This is a genomic window from Pseudomonas sp. SWI44, from assembly GCF_002947915.1.
GTDB lineage: Bacteria > Pseudomonadota > Gammaproteobacteria > Pseudomonadales > Pseudomonadaceae > Aquipseudomonas > Aquipseudomonas taiwanensis.
Window position 1 is genome coordinate 1,009,396 of sequence record NZ_CP026674.1, and the last position, 19,201, is coordinate 1,028,596.

The 19,201-nt window shown below is 56.0% G+C and carries 13 protein-coding genes and 1 pseudogene; 3 read left to right on the forward strand and 11 right to left on the reverse strand.

Features of this window, described 5'->3' with window-relative positions; translation table 11 throughout:
• Positions 1 to 642 precede the first annotated feature (642 nt).
• Entirely contained in the window at positions 643 to 2,643 is a 2,001-nt protein-coding gene (locus tag C4Q26_RS05010) for a nucleoside-diphosphate sugar epimerase/dehydratase (RefSeq protein WP_104882852.1), read from the forward strand.
• A gap of 130 nt (positions 2,644 to 2,773) precedes the next feature.
• A pseudogene (locus tag C4Q26_RS05015) lies at positions 2,774 to 3,784 on the forward strand (IS30 family transposase).
• A 57-nt stretch (positions 3,785 to 3,841) separates the two neighbouring features.
• On the opposite strand, the gene C4Q26_RS27830 reads toward C4Q26_RS05015, so the two are convergent.
• The 6 genes from C4Q26_RS27830 to ihfB form a co-directional block, all read right to left on the reverse strand.
• Complete coding sequence (locus C4Q26_RS27830; RefSeq protein ID WP_158664882.1) at positions 3,842 to 5,152, reverse strand: hypothetical protein; 1,311 nt, start codon at positions 5,150 to 5,152, stop codon at positions 3,842 to 3,844.
• A gap of 134 nt (positions 5,153 to 5,286) precedes the next feature.
• The gene (locus C4Q26_RS05025; protein WP_256583380.1) at positions 5,287 to 6,546 is read right to left on the reverse strand and encodes a GNVR domain-containing protein; all 1,260 of its coding nucleotides are present in this window, start codon (positions 6,544 to 6,546) and stop codon (positions 5,287 to 5,289) included.
• Positions 6,547 to 6,803: 257 nt separating this feature from the next.
• Positions 6,804 to 7,853 (reverse strand): LPS O-antigen chain length determinant protein WzzB, encoded by a 1,050-nt coding sequence (locus tag C4Q26_RS05030; protein ID WP_104882855.1) that lies wholly within the window; start codon positions 7,851 to 7,853, stop codon positions 6,804 to 6,806.
• 216 nt (positions 7,854 to 8,069) lie between these two features.
• Complete coding sequence (locus tag C4Q26_RS05035; RefSeq protein ID WP_104882856.1) at positions 8,070 to 9,497, reverse strand: MBL fold metallo-hydrolase RNA specificity domain-containing protein; 1,428 nt, start codon at positions 9,495 to 9,497, stop codon at positions 8,070 to 8,072.
• A gap of 102 nt (positions 9,498 to 9,599) precedes the next feature.
• Positions 9,600 to 9,863: a lipopolysaccharide assembly protein LapA domain-containing protein gene (locus C4Q26_RS05040; RefSeq protein WP_027906872.1), complete on the reverse strand. Its 264-nt coding sequence runs from the start codon at positions 9,861 to 9,863 to the stop codon at positions 9,600 to 9,602.
• A gap of 19 nt (positions 9,864 to 9,882) precedes the next feature.
• Positions 9,883 to 10,179, reverse strand: a complete 297-nt coding sequence (gene ihfB / locus C4Q26_RS05045) for an integration host factor subunit beta (protein WP_023379273.1) — start codon at positions 10,177 to 10,179, stop codon at positions 9,883 to 9,885.
• 1,126 nt (positions 10,180 to 11,305) lie between these two features.
• Here ihfB and C4Q26_RS05050 point away from each other — a divergent pair.
• Positions 11,306 to 11,740: a transposase gene (locus C4Q26_RS05050; protein WP_081669640.1), complete on the forward strand. Its 435-nt coding sequence runs from the start codon at positions 11,306 to 11,308 to the stop codon at positions 11,738 to 11,740.
• A 330-nt stretch (positions 11,741 to 12,070) separates the two neighbouring features.
• Here C4Q26_RS05050 and rpsA read toward each other — a convergent pair whose 3' ends face one another.
• From rpsA to serC, 5 genes are all read right to left on the reverse strand, one after another.
• Entirely contained in the window at positions 12,071 to 13,750 is a 1,680-nt protein-coding gene (gene rpsA / locus C4Q26_RS05055; RefSeq protein WP_023379271.1) for a 30S ribosomal protein S1, read from the reverse strand.
• A 124-nt stretch (positions 13,751 to 13,874) separates the two neighbouring features.
• Positions 13,875 to 14,561, reverse strand: coding sequence for a (d)CMP kinase (gene cmk / locus C4Q26_RS05060; protein ID WP_023379270.1), 687 nt, complete (start codon positions 14,559 to 14,561; stop codon positions 13,875 to 13,877).
• On the reverse strand, positions 14,558 to 16,798 hold the full coding sequence (locus C4Q26_RS05065) for a bifunctional prephenate dehydrogenase/3-phosphoshikimate 1-carboxyvinyltransferase (RefSeq protein WP_027906874.1): 2,241 nt from the start codon (positions 16,796 to 16,798) through the stop codon (positions 14,558 to 14,560). The genes cmk and C4Q26_RS05065 overlap by 4 nt, the downstream gene beginning before the upstream one ends.
• Positions 16,799 to 16,874: 76 nt before the next feature.
• Positions 16,875 to 17,969, reverse strand: coding sequence for a prephenate dehydratase (gene pheA / locus C4Q26_RS05070; RefSeq protein ID WP_023379266.1), 1,095 nt, complete (start codon positions 17,967 to 17,969; stop codon positions 16,875 to 16,877).
• Positions 17,969 to 19,054 (reverse strand): 3-phosphoserine/phosphohydroxythreonine transaminase, encoded by a 1,086-nt coding sequence (serC, locus tag C4Q26_RS05075; protein ID WP_023379264.1) that lies wholly within the window; start codon positions 19,052 to 19,054, stop codon positions 17,969 to 17,971. The genes pheA and serC overlap by 1 nt, the downstream gene beginning before the upstream one ends.
• Positions 19,055 to 19,201 lie beyond the last annotated feature (147 nt).

Here is a 19,201-nt window from a genome sequence, read left to right on the forward strand (position 1 = left end):
TACACTGCATCCTCCTCCCTGAAAACCACCCTCCAAGAAACGTCAGTCGCAAACCGAGCTAGCTGGGCCTTCCAGCACATTCGAATCCCAAGAAGGCAGCGAGTTGACTCTCCATCTATAGCAAGTCACGACCACTCATAGCCGGAAGCATATTGCCATAGGGTAAACCTGACGCTGATTGGATTATTTTTCGAGTCACCCATGAGATTATGCTTACGAGACTGCTAGCAATTGTTGACAGCTCAATAACGGACATCCTACCGATTATCCCTTGAGCCTAACGATATGCCCCTCTCGCCCTTTCTAGCTTCACTACATCCGTCCTACTGCCCCCCTCGTGCTACTAATCGTGGCAGGGCTGCTTCAAATGTCATGCAGATTCCGCCCAACGGCGTCGGCCAGCCATGTCCACTTTCGGTGCAGAGTCACCACCCTAGCGGCGCGGGACTAGCTCTACCATCCTGAGCGCCGAAGCCGGTTGACGCATGGTAGTTTTCCACTATAGAACACCAACCAGCAGGCATATCGACGTACTCAAGCTAGCCTAGCACCGATAATTACTTTAAATTTGTGTGCTGACAAGCCGGGAGCCGTCGACCGTCATTTGCCAGGTTTGATTCAAAGGCTACGCACAGAGGAAATATGGACAGATTAAGACAGCGGATGCTAGGTCTACCGCGCCGTTACAAACGACTACTTCAGGTTTTCACTGATGTGCTGCTAGTGTGGCTAGCACTTTGGTTAGCTTTCGTCGTTCGCCTAGGGTTGGATGAACTGAACAATCCGATGCAGGGCCATGCCTGGCTTTTCATTGCAGCTCCTATCGTCGCAATTCCCATATTTATCCGCTTTGGAATGTATCGCGCTGTTATGCGTTACTTTGGCAATGACGCGCTTATCACGATCGCAAAAGCCGTTAGCCTTTCAGCATTAGTTCTAGCCCTCATAGTTTATTGGTACAGCAACCATAAAACGGTAGTGCCTCGCTCGATTATTTTTAATTACTGGTGGCTGAGCCTGATCATGATCGGCGGCCTCAGGCTGGTGCTAAGACAGTATTTCCTAGGTGACTGGTACGCGACCAAACAGCATGTTCCCTTTACCAACCTTGACAATGGACTGCCAAAGGTAGCGATTTACGGAGCGGGTGCCGCAGGAAATCAGCTTATGGCAGCGCTGAGACTGGATCGAGCCATGCGCCCTGTTGCGTTCATCGACGATGACGAAAACATTGCTGACCGCATCATTTCTGGCTTGCAGGTCTTCCGTGGAGAGGATATCCAGCGAATGATTGAGTTGACAGGTGCTGAGGAGATCCTTCTTGCGATACCTTCTGCTGCACGCTCCCGTCGTCGTGAGATCTTGGCCCGCCTAGAGAAGTTTCCGCTGCACGTACGCAGTGTTCCGAGCTTCATGGATTTGGCTAGCGGGCGTGTAAAAGTTGATGATATCCAAGAGGTAGACATTGCAGATCTCCTAGGCCGCGATACAGTTCCAGCCCAAGACGACCTTCTAACTCTTTGCGTGTCCGGGCGCAATGTCATGATTACGGGCGCCGGCGGGTCAATTGGCTCCGAACTCTGCCGACAGATCCTGTCGCTGAGACCCAAAACACTACTGTTGTTCGAACATAGTGAGTTCAACCTGTATGCCATTGCAGGAGAGCTTGAGCAACGCATTACACGTGAAGCACTCCCCATCCGCCTACTCCCATTTCTTGGCTCCGTGCGCAACCAGAAGCACTTGCTAGATACAATGAGATCTTGGCATATCGATACCGTTTACCACGCTGCAGCTTATAAACACGTGCCCCTGGTGGAGCACAATATCGCTGAAGGTATTCTAAACAATGTTATTGGCACACTAAATACCGCCGAGGCGGCATTACAAGCTAACGTTGCAAATTTTGTGCTCATCTCTACAGATAAGGCAGTACGCCCAACAAATGTAATGGGAAGTACAAAACGACTGTCCGAAATGACATTACAGGCCCTTAGCAAAGAAGCAACGCCCGTTCTATTTAGTGATCCAGCAACAGTAGCAATCACCAACAAAACACGTTTCACAATGGTCCGGTTCGGTAACGTGCTAGGCTCCTCCGGCTCGGTTATCCCTCTCTTTCACAAACAAATCAAATCTGGCGGCCCTCTTACAGTTACTCACCCAAAAATCACTCGCTACTTCATGACTATCCCTGAAGCCGCGCAACTTGTGATCCAGGCAGGTTCCATGGGCCAAGGTGGCGATGTATTCGTCCTTGATATGGGCGAACCAGTCAAAATCGTGAGCTTGGCCGAAAAGATGATCAATCTGTCCGGCTTGAGCGTACGCTCGGACCGCAATCCCCATGGGGATATAGCAATTGAGTTCACAGGACTACGCCCAGGGGAAAAACTGTATGAAGAGTTACTGATAGGCGACAATGTATCACCGACGCCTCACCCTATGATAATGAGCGCAAATGAAGACTATTTACCTTGGGAAACTCTGAAACAAAAACTTTCCGAACTGCTCAACGCCGTAGCAGAAGAGGACTTTCCTCGTGTCAGAAAGCTGTTGCGAGAAACAGTCAGTGGTTACTCACCAGAAGGTGAAATAGTGGACTGGGTCTATCAACAGAGGCGTTCCGAAGCCAAAAATTAAACAGGACGGTGATCTGGGGATCAGCCAGCCTCAGATCACCACAAGGGCAATTTAAGTACTTAACACACCAATTAATTGGGCGACGGCAAAAACTGAGTACAACACTTGACCAATCCGGTACAGTGTGCCTATGTCCTATCAAGAACTCAGCATCGAAGATGCCAATCACGATTCAATTTGGCCAACTCCATGGCATGAGCCAGAGGTATTGCCAGGCTGCTTGATCGCAGCCCCTCGCCCATTAGCCGAGCGCTTCGTCGCAACGCCCCTGAGGCGGGCCGGTACTCGGCGAGTCCGGCCCATCAGCACATGTGACACCGGCGTCTGGCTTGCCGCCCCAAGCGTAAGCTGCTCCCCGGAAGCCAACTGTTTGACCTGGTGGTTTATCTGCTGCGTAAATGCTTTTCCTCCAGCAAATTGCCGGCAAGCTTAACGCCATGGAATTTCCGAATATTGAAGATGCATACTTCTGTCGCGAGACGATCTAAAACGCCATTCATGCGCTGCCGGTGGGCGAGCTTCGCAAGGAGTTGATCATGTGTCTGCGATAGGGCAAAACCAACCGCCGCCCACGTTCTGGCGGGGTGGATCGCCGTGGTCAAAAACCCGACTTGGTCGGCATTCACATTCGCCCGCCCGAGGTGGAAGATCGCCAAATGCCAGGCCATTGGGAGGGCGACCTAATCAAAGGCAAAGCCAATGCTTCTGCGGTGGGTAAGCTCTTCGAACGCAGCACAGGTTACTTGATGCTTGTGAAAATGAGCGACGCGACGGCAACCTCGGCAGTCGAAAGCTTCAGTGCTTGAACCGTATGCCAGTAGTGGCCCGCAAAACACTGACCTATGATCGAGGTAAAGAGATGGCGCGCCATGCAGAAATCACCCAGCGAACTGGAGTGGCGATCTATCTTTGCGACCCTCCTAGCCCGTGGCAGCGCGGTAGCAATGAGAACATCAACGGCCTGATTCGCCAGTATCTGCCTAAAGGCACTGACCTTTCGGGCTATAGCCAAGAGCAACTGGAGGCTATTGCGTACGAACTGAACATCTGACCACGCCAGCGCTTTGATTACAAATGCCCTATCGAAATGATGACGGCAATGATAGCCAAGCACCATGAGAGCCCATCCTTAACTCAATAGTCGGGTGTTGCATTCAGCCTCTGAAACCGCTCAGTAAAAAATCTTTTCCCTGGCAACCTATTTCGCCAAGCGCCTATTTATCGCTACACCAACCAGATAAGCCAAACTCATTACAACCAAGGAAAAGAACATAAATATAAATACCATCATATTCAATATAGATAAGACAGGCGCCACCAACAAGATCATGAAGAGCGCATAAAAAGAAACAAGAGAAAGAATACCTCCACGGGAACGCAGACTAACTACAGCAAAAGCGAGTGAACAACCCAAAAAAATCCCCCCCACTATCATGCCCAATGCACCATATTGATAGTAAAGAGAGCCTGGCAACGAATTAAACAAGCCTGCAAATTCATAGTCACCACTAAACCGACCTGTCATCTTTTCAAGGATAACAGCAGTTGCACCATAAACCGGAAAGCCTTGAGGATTTATAATTGGATTCTCAACCAGCTCCGCAAAAACCCAAAAAATATGAGATACATATATCCCAGAGAGTTGCAAGTAGTTCAAAAAATCACACTCTACACCTCCACCACAACGAGCATACCCAACTACAGCACGGCCTCGCAAATGCTCGACAAAATTCAACAAATAATCACTGGACGACAAATCACTGACACTCGCACGCGCATAAAACACAAACGCTATCGCAAACAATACAAGCCAGCCAAAAACAAACATTACCACTAAGAACCTGAACTTAAGTAGCCGTCCAAGCTGTGAACGCCCCGAAACCACTCGCGCAACTATTGCCCCTACTAAAGTAAGCGCAAAAAGGCCGATAATCGAGCGCCCCCCTAGCATATAAGATCCGGAAAACAGCAAGCCCAACACAACAAACCAGTACATGATTCTCTTCCTCCTCCCAATTAATTCACTATAAAAAACCAAGCAAATCAAAGTGAAGAAGTATGTAAACTGGAAGAGATTTCCAAATACACTAAAAATTGACGACACGCCGGAACCTGGAGGGCGCTCAGCATTGAGACGCGAACGAATCTCTACAAAATTCTGCGTAAAAAAGTCAACTCCTTGATAAATAGTTCTATCTACGACAAGCGAGCAAACCCCCAGCACAGACAAAAAACAAGCAATAGACATGCTGCTATTCATCACCTTGTTCGGCACTCGAACGGCATTGGAATAATGCGGTATCGTTGCTTCAAGCGCCACTACTAGAAACGTGTAGAATACGTATAGTATGGTAAAAAAACCCAAGTATAGAAGATAAGCTGGAGCGACATCCGCATATGCAGAAGTGAATGGCATAAGCAAATCTATAAACATAAGAGCCGCTGCCATGCCTCCGACGGACAACATAGGTACCTGCGCAGCCCAAAAGCTTTTTTTTGATACAATCACAAACTCACCCTAGTTAGCAAGCAAGTAGCATTTACATACCAGACAAGCCTTTACCACAAACCCAACACTCTTTTATTTACAAAATACGCCATCATATAACTCAAAGCAGGTAGCGCAAAGACCCTAACTTACGTTCAACGCAACTGAAGATCTTTACCACCCTCACTTATAGGAACCAGTTTGGCTCCTCCATCAACATCTAACGCTCGTGCTTGACGCTCTCGCTCTTTGAAGGCTCCGCGCAAAATGGCAAGCGAAAACCCAAGCAGAAGTCCAATAACACTTGAAATGATCACGATTACCATCTTACGTGGCTTGACAGGTTTGCTTGAGGCGACTGCGCGCCGATCAATGCTAACTATATCAACGCCATCCAAATTAGTATTGATTCGCTTTAGCCTTAAATGCTCAATACGTAGTGCTTCAATACCATCGAGAAAAGCACCCTCGTTCTTCCGAGCCTTTAGGATTTGGACTTTTCGGTTCGTAGATAGCATAACAAGCTCCTTCCTGATTTGAGCAATTCGAGGCTCCATAAAATCGTCGGAAGTTCGTTCCCTCAAAGCCTTGCGCTCCGCTTCCAATACATTAACTCCCAAGAAATATAAAGGAGCTTGCTGACTATTAACTTCGGTCCGAATTACGTTACTATTAAGCGAAGCCTCATCCGCCATTAAAGATGGTGTTGAGGGCTTCTTAAGCCCTAGGCTTTTCGCAATATTAATTGCCTCCTCAAGCTGCTCTAGTCTTGCTTCTCGACGCAATTTCAACTGCACACGCAGCCCCTTCAATTCATCATTTAGCTCTGCACGCTTAATAGCATCAACCTCTTCAAGGTGAGCAATTCGACTCTCTTTTACTTTCTGATATTCAGCAACCGCAAAACTTAACTTAGAATCCACCTCTGCGATACGATTCAGTAGAATTGCCTGCATATCCTGCGACAAGCTAATACGCTCGCGCTCAATGGCAAAATCAACGAAATCATTGAGAAAAGCCGCACCCTCGACACCTTTTTCGTAAATCATATTCAATTCAAGGCTGTCAGTCATAGACTCGATTTTTTTTGAATCAGACTGCTTCATGCTTAATGAATTGCGATTGAAGTCTTCAAATGCTTGCTCTAAGGTTTGACCTTCGTCTTGGAATGCATCAATTAGATCTGGCCGAGAGCGAAAAAAATCTAACCGGGTATTATAAGATTCAAGCGCTGCCCCTACCTTTTTTAGAGCTTCAGTCGGAGTTAAGGTATAGATCTGGGACCGATTCAACGCGTCTAGCTGGTTTAGAGCTACTGGTCTTAGAATGGTTGACGCTTCATAGATCGGGGTACTGAGGGTTGCATATGCTACACCAATTACAGTGCAGAGACTGGCCACAGCTACAACCAGCACTGGCCTCCGCCATACATTGCGAAGTAGCTTGAAAAGGTCGATCTCATCGGAATTGACCATCGGAGAAACGCGAGCAACACTGTTCACTATACTTGCCTATATGCTGTTGGTGGTGCGCACCAAGACAGGCAAGTCAAATCAACGCATCGTGCGCCAACTTTCAGCTATCCATGTCATCGGTGACGGAGGCGCATTGTTGCACCTTCCGCAGCCGACAACAACGACCAAGCCCACATCAAGCCAGCAAAAAGCCTCCATCAATCATCATTCCTTTGCCTCCCCCAAAGGTGACGCCCCAGCGCCACCAAAAAACCGAGCCCTCCCCCCAAAAGCGTCGTAAGCACGAGGATGATGCCTTTCTTCGGCTTGACTGGCTTATCAGGCTGAGCGACAGCTCCATCCTGCTGATACATGGCTACCAGCGAAGGATCGATTTTGAAGTTACGCAAAAAGTTGAGCCGCTCCTGCTTTTCGCGCAAATGTGGAATGAAAGGATCGTCGGATGGGCGCGATTCCAGATTAGCGATCTCCGCTTCCAGTGCCTTAGTTCCACGCATGTAAGCAAGAACCCCAGTCATACCAGCAGACACTTCCGAGGACAAGGTTTCTGAGATAATCGGAGGCTTGTCAAGACCTATGGACCTCGCTACTCTCAGCGCCTCCTTTAGTCTCGCAATATGGTCAGCACGCTTATTACCAGCGCTAGCTCGCAAGGCGGTAATTTCCTGATCGAGGTTATCCGCCACTATCGAAATATCACTGCGAATACCACTTAGCAATTCATGCTTTGCCTTTTCTTCCGCCATTTTTGCGTAGTTTGCCACCCAAGTCGCCGCAAGCTGCGGATCTTCAGCATTAGCTGTCACCACATAGCGATCAGGCAGGTCTTTCGACACCTGCGTGATCTTGAGCATACTATTAAATTGGGCATACAAGGCGTCATGTGAACCAAGCCTAGTTTCTTCTCTCAGCGTAGGAAGAAATGCAGTACGAAAAAACTTATTCCGCACCGCTTCAGACTGAAGAGCTCGCAAATAAACAGCGTAAACGTCCTTGGCACTGAAAGGTGCAAGTCCGCCCCCTTCACCACGACCGTAATTCAATTGAGCAATATCATTTTGGGAGGGCAACTGAACATAAAGCTTCGCCTCATAAACAGGCGAAACAAGCATTACATAAGCCAATCCAGCAAGGAACACCGGCAGCGCAACAAGCGCAATCCAAAGCTTCTGGCGCCAAACCCCCTGAACAACCTCAACCAGATCAATCTCGTCACTACCACTCAGGCGCTCACGTTCACTGCGCATTTATTCTATTTTTCCTTGGGTCCGTCTGATTGCATTCATCTCTGGAAGTCGCCCCTCAGCCCGCAAACCGCCTCTGCGACCTCTCAGAGCAAGCGTAGCGGCATTTTGCCAACATGCTCACCACGCTCTTCACCTTAAACATCAATCAGTAATAGAGGGACCTCACCCGCAGAAGTTCCTCAGCAGCCGACGGACACCACGCTACCCGCCCAATGGTCATCGCGCAATTGTGACGCACACCTCTTTTTCCAGCTTTGCGAACTGCTCCCGCAAAACCCCAGCAAGCACCTGCTTGGCCTGCTGCTCCCCATGCACCAATACCACCCGCCGCGCTGAGCACCCCGATGCGAACGCCACCAGACCCGCCTGATCGGCATGCCCCGAATAGCCACTCAACGTAATGACTTTGGCGCGGATGTCGTACATATCTCCATCCAGATCAATCTGGACAAACCCCTCTGCCCCTTCACTGGCCTGAATCACCGCTCCCGGCGTACCTTTGGCCTGGTACCCGACGAACATCACTTCATGCCGCGGATCACCGAGCATGGCCTTGAGGTAGTTGACGATCCGCCCGCCAGAGCACATGCCGTTGCCGGCAATGACTATCGCAGGGCGGCCGGTGCTCTTGAGGTAGTTGACCACCTGCTGGTGCCGGGCATGGGTATCGACACTGATCAACTGGTTGAACCCCAATGGATCACACCCCTCGCCCAAGCGCGCGCGGGCGTCGGCATTCCAGTACTCATGCAACTGCCGATAGGCTTTGGTGATGCGCTGCGCCAAGGGCGAGTCGAGGATGATCGGCAGCTGCGACCAGTCGAGCGGGTCGTGCCCCTCACGCTTGTGCGGGCCAGACAGCAATGCCTTGCGGTGCAGAATATCTTCGATTTCGTACAGCAGCTCTTGCGTACGACCAAGGCTGAATGCCGGGATCAGAATCGTGCCGTTGTCCGCCAGGGCGCGGTCGATGGCAGCCTCCAGCTGCTGCAGTCGATCACTGCGCCCGGGATGCAGGCGGTCGCCATAGGTGCTTTCCAGTATCAGCATGTCCGCACGCTCGGGCGGCTCGACTGGGCGTAGCAGCGGGTTACATGGCGCACCCAGGTCACCGGAGAAGACCACACGGGTGTTGATCCCTTGCCTTTCGATGTCGCATTCGACATAAGCAGACCCCAGCAGATGCCCAGCGCGCTGCAGGCGAATGCGGCAACTGAGGTCCGGTTGATCGACGATTACGTGCCACTGCCCGAAGGGCACCGGGACGATCAGGCGTTCAAGAAACTCCAGGTAACGCGCGACATGGGCAGGCTGGCTGCTGATGCTCAACTTGTAGGCGTCTTCCAGCACCAGTGGCAGCAACTTGGCCGAAGGCTCGCTGCACAAGATGGGGCCGCGAAAACCTGCGGCGAGCAAGGCAGGAATGCGACCTACGTGATCGAGATGAACGTGGGTGATGACCAGGGCCTGAATACCCTGGATGTCGAAGGCGAGTGCCGCCGCCTCAGCACCAGGTGATGCATCGGCGCCTTGCTCCAGGCCGCAATCGACCAAAAGGCTGGTCGTCGCGTCGAGATGCAGCTGATGACAGGAACCGGTTACGCCTCGGGTACCACCGTGGTGAGAAAGAACGGGGAATTCCATGCTGCTTCACACTCGCCTGAATCAAAAATGAAGTGGCGTATTACTTCATGTCGTGAGGCGCGTTGACAGAGGGTGGTGGCGGATTTGGGGTCGGAAAAATCCTCAATTACCGTTCAAGGCGGCTTGCCGGGCCGATGCGCGAATCTTGCGCTTGCTGCGCATCACGCCGTAAGCGCCGAGCAACGGGCCGATCGCCAGGCCGACCACCAAGGCTGCCAGCACCAGCACCGCAACCGGCATCGCGGGTGCCGACCACCCGAACAGCACGAGGGAGACGGTCTGCTGGTTCTCCAGCACGAAGAACAGCACCACAGCCGCCAACAGCAGCACGAACAACGCCGCCACGGCGCGCTTGAGGTTACGCATCAGACTGCTCCTTGATCATTCAGGTGTGTGCGTGGTCTTCTTCATTGACCCGATCACGCAGCTCCTTGCCCGGTTTGAAATGCGGAACGAACTTGCCTTCGAGCTCCACCGACTGTCCGGTCTTGGGATTACGACCTACCCGGGGGGCGCGATAGTGCAAGGAAAAACTGCCAAAACCACGGATCTCGATGCGATCGCCAGTGGCCAGGCATTGGGACATCTGTTCAAGCATGGTCTTGATTGCCAGCTCGACGTCCTTGGACGAGAGCAGCCCTTGATGGGTGACAATACGTTCGATCAGCTCCGACTTCGTCATATTTTTCCCTTCGTTATCAAGCAGCTAGATCATTGCTTAATCAGTTTGTAGCACGCTGGGAGGGATTTGAACAGGGTGGTTCTTGACTTAATAAAAAAATTCAAGAATGGGTGTGCGAGGAAACGGACCGCAGATTGGCAGGGAGGCGCTTGGCTTGAGGGGTCGTGCGGGGCAGGAGATCGAGTGCCGCCGGGTGGCGCATCGCGAGCAAGGCTCGCTCCTACGGGTGTTACGGGACTGTTGTGGCTGGGGGACGTTGGTGATCGGAGTCGTATCGACGAGAGATTGAGCACCTTGCCCGGGTGGCGCATCGCGAGCAAGGCTCGCTCCTACGGGTGTTGCGGGACTGTTGTGGCTGGGGGACGTTGGTGATTGGAGTCGTATCGACGAGAGATTGAGCACCTTGCCCGGGTGGCGCATCGCGAGCAAGGCTCGCTCCTACGGGTGTTGCGGGACTGTTGTGGCTGGGGGACGTTTGGGATCGGAGTCGTATCGACGAGAGATTGAGCACCTTGCCCGGGTGGCGCATCGCGAGCAAGGCTCGCTCCTACGGGGGTTGCGGGACTGTTGTGGCTGGGGGACGTTGGTGATTGGAGTCGTATCGACGAGAGATTGAGCACCTTGCCCGGGTGGCGCATCGCGAGCAAGGCTCGCTCCTACGGGTGTTGCGGGACTGTTGTGGCTGGGGGACGTTTGGGATCGGAGTCGTATCGACGAGAGATTGAGCACCTTGCCCGGGTGGCGCATCGCGAGCAAGGCTCGCTCCTACGTTTGTTACGGGCCAGTTATGCCAGTGAGAAATGCGCGCGACCGCCCTCGCCCTGGTGCTCGACGCGATATCCAGCCGTACGAACAAGGCGGTCGCGCGCGTGTGCCACAGGCATTATTGGCCAAAAACAAACGTAGGAGCGAGCCTTGCTCGCGATGCGCCGCGCGGGCGGCGCTCGATTTGCACCCCACCACAAAACTCAAACATTGCGACCACGGCACTCACGCCCCCTGCAGCCAATACCAGTATTTAACATACTGAAAATCTTTAACCATTCCGGGGTTAAATGCGCTTCGCTACGCTCAACGGGCACAAAATCGTTCAAGGAAGAAACCAGTGCCCAAACCTCATGGCTGCATGCTTCGCCGAGCAAGACACTCTGAGCCAGGCAGGCTCTATATGCTGACCACCGTCACGCATCAACGTCACCCGCTGTTCTTCAACTTCCGTTTTGCGCGCCTGGTCATTCACAACCTTCGCCATGTCGAACATAAGCAATATTGTCGATCGCTAGCCTGGGTCGTGATGCCTGACCATGTGCATTGGTTGCTTGAGTTAAGGGATGTGACGCTTAGCGCACTGATGCAACGCTTCAAATCCCGAACCAGTCACGCATTGCGCAAGGCAGGGTTAAAGGCCACGCCGGTCTGGCAAGCGGGATATCACGACCGAGCCCTGCGTCGTGATGACGATGTCTTGAAGATAGCCAGGTATATCGTCGCCAATCCGATCAGGGCTGGATTGGTTGCCAGGGTCGGCGATTATCCACATTGGGATGCGGTGTGGTTATGAGTGCATGGCTGCCGGGATGCAGCGCCTGGTAGATCGAGCGCCGCCCGCGCGGCGCATCGCGAGCAAGGCTCGCTCCTACGTTTGTTTACGGCCAGTAACGCCTGTGAAAGGCGCGCGCGACCGCCTTGTTTGTCCGACTCGATATCGTGCCGTGCGCCAAAGCGGTCGCGCGCGTATGCCACAGGCATAATTGGCCGAAAACAAACGTGGGAGCGAGCCTTGCTCGCGATGCGCCGCGCGGGCGGCGCTGGATCTACGTCACACCACAAAACTCAAGCGAAAAAAAAGGGCGACCCGAAGGCCACCCCTTTTTTACCGATCAAACAGAACTTAGTTCTGCTTGGCCATAGCTTCGCGCAGCAGCGCAGCCATGGTGGTGTCGGCAGCAGCTTCCGGAGCGGTGTTTTTCAGGCTCTGGATAGCTTCGCGCTCTTCAGCGTCGTCCTTCGACTTGATGGACAGGCTGATGACGCGGGACTTGCGGTCAACGCTGATGATCTTGGCTTCGATCTCTTCGCCTTCCTTCAGAACGTTACGCGCGTCTTCAACGCGGTCACGGCTGATTTCGGAAGCCTTCAGAGTAGCTTCGATGTCGTCGGCCAGGGTGACGATGGCGCCTTTGGCGTCAACTTCTTTCACGATGCCCTTGACGATAGCGCCCTTGTCATTGACAGCAACGAAGTTGGAGAACGGATCGTCTTCCAGCTGCTTGATGCCCAGGGAGATGCGCTCGCGCTCTGGGTCGACCGACAGGATGACGGTTTCCAGCTCGTCGCCCTTCTTGAAACGACGTACGGCTTCTTCGCCGGTTTCGTTCCAGGAGATGTCGGACAGGTGAACCAGACCGTCGATGCCGCCTTCCAGACCGATGAAGATACCGAAGTCAGTGATCGACTTGATGGTACCGGTGATCTTGTCACCCTTGTTGAACTGGCCGGAGAAATCTTCCCATGGGTTCGATTTGCACTGCTTGATGCCCAGGGAGATACGACGACGCTCTTCGTCGATGTCCAGAACCATGACTTCCACTTCGTCGCCAACCTGAACGACTTTCGACGGGTGGATGTTCTTGTTGGTCCAGTCCATTTCGGAAACGTGTACCAGACCTTCAACGCCTTCTTCCAGCTCAGCGAAGCAGCCGTAGTCGGTCAGGTTGGTAACGCGAGCAGTTACGCGAGTACCTTCTGGGTAACGAGCGGTGATAGCTACCCACGGATCTTCGCCCATTTGCTTCAGACCCAGCGAAACGCGGTTGCGCTCACGGTCGAACTTCAGGACGCGAACGTCGACTTCGTCACCAACGTTGACGATTTCCGACGGGTGCTTGATACGCTTCCAAGCCATGTCGGTGATGTGCAGCAGGCCGTCGATACCGCCCAGGTCCACGAAGGCGCCGTAGTCGGTGAGGTTCTTGACGATACCCTTGACCTGTTGGCCTTCCTGCAGGGTTTCCAGCAGGGCTTCGCGCTCGGCGCTGTTCTCGGCTTCCAGGACGCTGCGACGCGAAACAACGACGTTGTTGCGCTTCTGGTCCAGCTTGATGACCTTGAATTCCAGCTCTTTGCCTTCCAGGTGGGTGGTGTCGCGCACAGGGCGGACATCAACCAGGGAGCCCGGCAGGAACGCACGGATGCCGTTAACGTCGACAGTGAAGCCGCCCTTAACCTTACCGTTGATAACGCCCTTGACCACTTCTTCGGCGGCGAAAGCTGCTTCCAGAACAATCCAGCACTCGGCGCGCTTGGCTTTTTCACGGGACAGTTTGGTTTCGCCAAAGCCGTCTTCGACCGCGTCCAGCGCAACGTGAACTTCGTCACCGACCTTGATGGTCAGCTCGCCAGCTTCGTTGTAGAACTGCTCGAGCGGGATGACGCCCTCGGACTTCAGACCAGCGTGTACGGTAACCCAGTCGCCGTCGATGTCGACAACGATACCGGAGATGATGGCACCCGGCTGAAGATTGAGGGTTTTCAGGCTTTCTTCAAAGAGTTCTGCAAAGCTTTCGCTCATTTTAATTCCTGTAGATTCGGGCGAAACATACGCCCAGAGCCACATTCCAGACAATGTGGGTTTCGTTTAAGTAAAGGAAAGCGGGCAGGACGTTGACTGGTGCCCCTGCCTGCCTTCCTGGCGATCAGAGAAGGTCGCGCTGGGCGATCTCGCTCCTGATACGTTGCAACACCTGCTCGATGGACAACTCGGTAGAGTCCAGCTGTATGGCATCGGCCGCTGGTTTCAGCGGGGCCACTGCGCGCTGGGTGTCACGCTCATCACGCGCACGTATCTCATCTAGCAGACTCGACAGACTAACATCTTCATTCTTGGCCTTCAACTGCAGGTAGCGGCGTCGCGCTCGCTCCTCCGCGCTGGCAGTGAGGAAGACCTTGAGCGGCGCGTCTGGAAACACCACCGTGCCCATGTCGCGACCGTCGGCGATCAACCCCGGTGCTTCACGGAACGCGCGCTGGCGCTGCAACAGCGCCTCGCGCACCGCTGGCAGCGAAGCGACCATGGAGGCGCCGGCGCCGACCGTCTCGGTGCGGATGACGTGACTGACGTCCTCACCTTCGAGAATGATCTGTTGTAGCTTACCGGGCTCGGCAGCGATGAACTGCACATCCAGATGGGCGGCCAAGGCCTTGAGCAGCTCTTCGTTGGTGAGGTCGACACCATGGTTGGTGGCATTGAATGCCAGCAAGCGGTACAGCGCGCCGGAGTCCAGCAGCCTCCAACCCAGCTCACGGGCCAGCAAGCCAGCCACCGTGCCCTTGCCCGAGCCGCTTGGCCCGTCGATGGTGATGACCGGTGCCAGCGAACTCACGACTTACCCTCTTCGGCAACGCGAATACCGACTTCGGCGCACAGCGCCAGGAAGTTGGGGAACGAGGTGGCAACGTTGGCACAGTCGTGGATGCGGATCGGCGCGCTGGCTCGCAGCGAGGCGACGCTGAATGCCATGGCGATGCGGTGGTCGCCGTGACCGTGGACTTCGCCGCCGCCGAGCTGGCCGCCATCGATGATGATGCCGTCCGGGGTCGGTTCGCACTGGATGCCCAGGGTGATCAGGCCATCGGCCATCACCTGGATGCGGTCGGACTCCTTCACCCGCAGCTCTTCGGCGCCACGCAGCACGGTACGGCCTTCGGCACAGGCCGCGGCGACGAACAGCACGGGGAACTCGTCGATGGCCAGCGGCACCAGTTCTTCGGGAATGTCGATGCCCTTGAGCTTGGCACCGCGCACGCGCAGGTCGGCCACCGGCTCACCGCCAACTTCACGCTGGTTTTCCAGGGTGATGTCGCCGCCCATCAGCCGCAGGATGTCGATGACGCCCGTGCGGGTCGGGTTGATGCCGACGTGTTCGAGCACCAGCTCGGAGCCTTCGGCGATCGAGGCGGCCACCAGGAAGAAGGCTGCGGAGGAAATGTCTGCCGGCACTTCGATGCGCGTCGCGGTGAGCTTGCCACCGGACTGCAAGGACGCGACCGGGCCATTGCTTTCCACTGAGTAGCCGAAGCCGCGCAGCATGCGTTCGGTATGGTCACGGGTCGGCGCAGGCTCGGTGACGGTGGTCTTGCCTTCGGCGTACAGGCCCGCCAGCAGCAGGCAGGATTTAACCTGGGCACTGGCCATCGGCAGGGTATAGGTCAGGGCCTTGAGCTTGTGGCCACCACGGATGGTCAGCGGCGGACGCCCTTCAGGACCGGTCTCGACCACCGCACCCATTTCGCGCAGCGGATTGGCCACGCGGTTCATCGGGCGCTTGGACAGCGAGGCATCGCCGGTCATGGTGGTGTCGAATGGCTGCGCCGCCAGCAGGCCGGACAGCAGGCGCATCGACGTGCCGGAGTTGCCGACATACAGCGGGCCAGGTGGCGGCTTGAGGCCGTGCAGGCCGACACCATGAATGGTCACACGACCATGGTTCGGGCCTTCGATGACCACACCCATGTCACGGAAGGCCTGCAGGGTCGCCAGCGCGTCCTCGCCTTCGAGGAAGCCTTCGACCTCGGTCGTGCCCTCGGCCAGCGAACCGAGCATGATCGAACGGTGGGAAATCGACTTGTCGCCCGGAACGCGGATCCGTCCGGACAGGCGGCCACCAGGTTGGGCCAGGAAAATCAGATCGTTGGCGTTCATAGCGTCCACATAGGCCCGGCGGGCCAGGATTTTACTGAAATGCTCGCGGGCAACGCGTGCGCGGGTGAACACACCCAGCAGCTGGTGCCCGTCCCCAGCATCGACCGCGTCGCGCAAGGCGTCGAGGTCGCTGCGAAAAGTATCCAGGGTGCGCAGGACGGCTTCGCGGTTGGCGAGGAAGATGTCGTGCCACATGGTCGGGTCGCTTCCGGCGATTCTCGTGAAATCGCGGAAACCACCCGCAGCGTACCGGAAGATCTCAAGGTTTTCATTGCGCTTGGCCAGGGAATCGACCAGGCCGAAGGCCAGCAGGTGCGGCAAATGACTGGTGGCGGCCAGGACTTCGTCGTGGCGCTCGACCTGCATGTGCTCGACATCGGCGTCCAGCGCACGCCACAGGCGATCGACCAGCGCCAGGGCGGCAGGGTCGGTTTCCGGCAATGGCGTGAGGATGACTTTGTGCCGGCGGAACAAGGCCGCGTTGGAGGCCTCTACCCCGCTTTGCTCGGAACCGGCGATCGGATGGCCCGGCACGAAGTTCGCCAGGCGCTCACCGAAGACGGCACGGGCAGCGCGTACGACATTGCCTTTGGCGCTGCCGACATCAGTGATGACCGCTTTGCCCAGGTCGAGCTGAGCCAGGCGGGCGAGGAGTTTTTCCATGGCCAGGATCGGCACGGCCAGTTGGATGACATCGGCGCCGACACAGGCGGCGGCGAGGTCTTCTTCGCAACGGTCGACCACGCCCAGGGCCACGGCCTGCTTGCGCGACGGGGCATCCAGGTCGACGCCGACCACTTCGCGGCACAGGCCGCTCTCACGCAGGCCCTTGGCGAAGGAGCCGCCGATCAGGCCGAGGCCGACCACGACCAGGCGGTTGATGATTGGCGCGGGTTTGGTTGTTACTGCTTTTACCACTGGTGCGAACCCTGTTCAGAAATCAGGACAGTCTGTGAGACCGCAGGGGCTGCTTTGCAGCCCCGGCAATCTTCGATCAAAGCACCGCCTTCGGATACGACCCCAGGACCTTGAGCGCAACGGCCTCCTGGCTGATTTTCTCCAGCACCGCCTTGATCAGCGGGTCGCGGTGGTGGCCAACGAAGTCGATGAAGAACACGTAGGTCCACTTGCCGCTGCGCGAGGGACGGGTCTCGATGCGGGTCAGGTCGATGCCGTTCTCGTGGAATGGCACCAGCAGCTCGTGCAGCGCACCCGGCTTGTTGCTCATCGAGACGATGATCGAGGTCTTGTCGTCGCCGGTCGGCGGCACTTCCTGGTTGCCGATCATCAAGAAGCGCGTGGAGTTGTCCGGACGGTCTTCGATCTTCTCGGCCAGGCGGGTCAAACCGTACAGGTTCGCCGCCATGTCGCCGGCGATGGCCGCGGAATTCCACTCACCCTTGACTCGCTTGGCGGCCTCGGCGTTGCTGGACACCGCCACGCGCTCGACATTCGGGTAATGCGCATCGAGCCACTTGCGGCACTGGGCCAGCGATTGGGCATGGGAGTAGATGCGGGTGATGCTGTCGGTCTTGGTGTTCTCGCCCACCAGCAAGTGGTGGTGGATACGCAGCTCGACCTCCCCGCAGATCACCATGTCGTGCTCGAGGAAGCTGTCCAGGGTGTGGCTGACTGCACCTTCGGTGGAGTTCTCCACCGGCACCACGCCGAAGTTGACGGCACCGGCCGCCACCTCGCGGAAGACTTCGTCGATGGCCGCCATCGGGCGACTGACCACGGCATGACCGAAGTGCTTCATCGCCGCAGCCTGGGTGAAGGTACCCTCAGGGCCCAGGTAGGCGACCTTCAGAGGCTCTTCCAGGGCCAGGCAGGACGACATGATTTCGCGGAACAGGCGCGCCATCTCTTCGTTGTCCAGTGGGCCCTTGTTGCGCTCCATCACGCGCTTGAGCACGGCGGCCTCACGCTCGGGGCGATAGAACACTGGCTTTTCGCCTTCGGCAAGCGAGGCGGTCTTGACCTTGGCCACTTCCTGGGCGCACCGGGCACGCTCGCTGATCAGCTCGAGGATCTTCTCGTCGAGGCTGTCGATGCGTACCCGCAGCGCCTTGAGCTCTTGATCGGACATCAGCCGTGCTCCTTCTCGAATTCGGCCATGTAGGTCACCAGCGCTTCTACCGCCTCCAGGCCCAGGGCGTTGTAGATCGAGGCGCGCATGCCGCCCACCGAACGGTGGCCCTTGAGGTTGAGCAGGCCACGGGCGTCTGCACCGGCCAGGAAGGCTTTGTCCAGGCGCTCGTCGGCCAGGCGGAACGGCACGTTCATCCACGAACGGGCGTTGTGGCTGATCGGGTTGGTGTAGAACTCACTCGCGTCGATGAAGCCGTACAGGCGGTCTTTCTTCGCGCGGTTGCGCTGCTCCATGGCCTCGACGCCGCCCTGCTCCTTGAGCCACTCGAAGACCAGGCCCGAGAGATACCAGGAGTAGGTGGCCGGGGTGTTGTACATCGAGCCGTTGTCGGCCGCGATCTTGTAGTCGAGCATGGTCGGGCAAATGCTACGGGCATGGCCCAGCAGGTCTTCACGGACGATGACCACGACCAGGCCGCTCGGGCCGATGTTTTTCTGCGCGCCGGCGTAGATCAGGCCGTACTGCGAGACGTCGATCGGGCGGGAAAGGATGTCGGACGACATGTCGACCACCAGCGGGACGTCGCCCGTCTCGGGCACCCAGTCAAACTGCAGGCCGCCGATGGTCTCGTTGGACGCGTAGTGGACGTAGGCCGCGTTCTTGGTCAGCTTCCACTCGTTCTGACCAGGAATGGCCAGGTAATCGTAGGGCTTGGCGCTGGCAGCCACGTTGACGTTACCGAAGCGACGGGCTTCCTCGATGGCCTTTTTCGACCAGATGCCGGTTTCGATGTAGTCGGCGGTACCGCTTTCCGGCAGCAGGTTCAGCGGGATCTCGGCGAACTGCTGGCTCGCACCGCCCTGCAGGAACAGCACCTTGTAGTTGGAGGGGACGGACAGCAGATCACGCAGGTCCTGCTCGGCCTTTTCGGCGATGGCCACGTAGTCGTCGCTGCGATGGCTCATCTCCATCACCGACAGGCCCTTGCCATTCCAGTCCAGCATTTCAGCCTGGGCGCGCTGCAGGACCGCGTCCGGAAGCGCGGCAGGGCCTGCGCAGAAGTTAAAGGCTCGTTTGCTCACATCCACTCTCGCTCTGCCAAATAGAACAAAATCGTAATTCGATGCCGACCAGTCGACATTGTGACGCCTGTATCAGGGCTGCTCTGCGCCCCAATTGCCCAGCTTAATCAGTCAAACGGGGCGACCTTGGTCGCCCCGCTCGGGTTT

Excerpts from the sequence above, each read along its gene's own strand:
- C4Q26_RS05010 (WP_104882852.1), top strand. The coding sequence starts at position 643 with ATGGACAGATTAAGACAGCGGATGCTAGGTCTACCGCGCCGTTACAAA.
- C4Q26_RS05030 (WP_104882855.1), bottom strand. The coding sequence starts at position 7,853 with ATGCGCAGTGAACGTGAGCGCCTGAGTGGTAGTGACGAGATTGATCTG.
- C4Q26_RS05035 (WP_104882856.1), bottom strand. The coding sequence starts at position 9,497 with ATGGAATTCCCCGTTCTTTCTCACCACGGTGGTACCCGAGGCGTAACC.
- C4Q26_RS05040 (WP_027906872.1), bottom strand. The coding sequence starts at position 9,863 with ATGCGTAACCTCAAGCGCGCCGTGGCGGCGTTGTTCGTGCTGCTGTTG.
- ihfB (WP_023379273.1), bottom strand. The coding sequence starts at position 10,179 with ATGACGAAGTCGGAGCTGATCGAACGTATTGTCACCCATCAAGGGCTG.
- C4Q26_RS05050 (WP_081669640.1), top strand. The coding sequence starts at position 11,306 with ATGCTTCGCCGAGCAAGACACTCTGAGCCAGGCAGGCTCTATATGCTG.
- rpsA (WP_023379271.1), bottom strand. The coding sequence starts at position 13,750 with ATGAGCGAAAGCTTTGCAGAACTCTTTGAAGAAAGCCTGAAAACCCTC.
- pheA (WP_023379266.1), bottom strand. The coding sequence starts at position 17,969 with ATGTCCGATCAAGAGCTCAAGGCGCTGCGGGTACGCATCGACAGCCTC.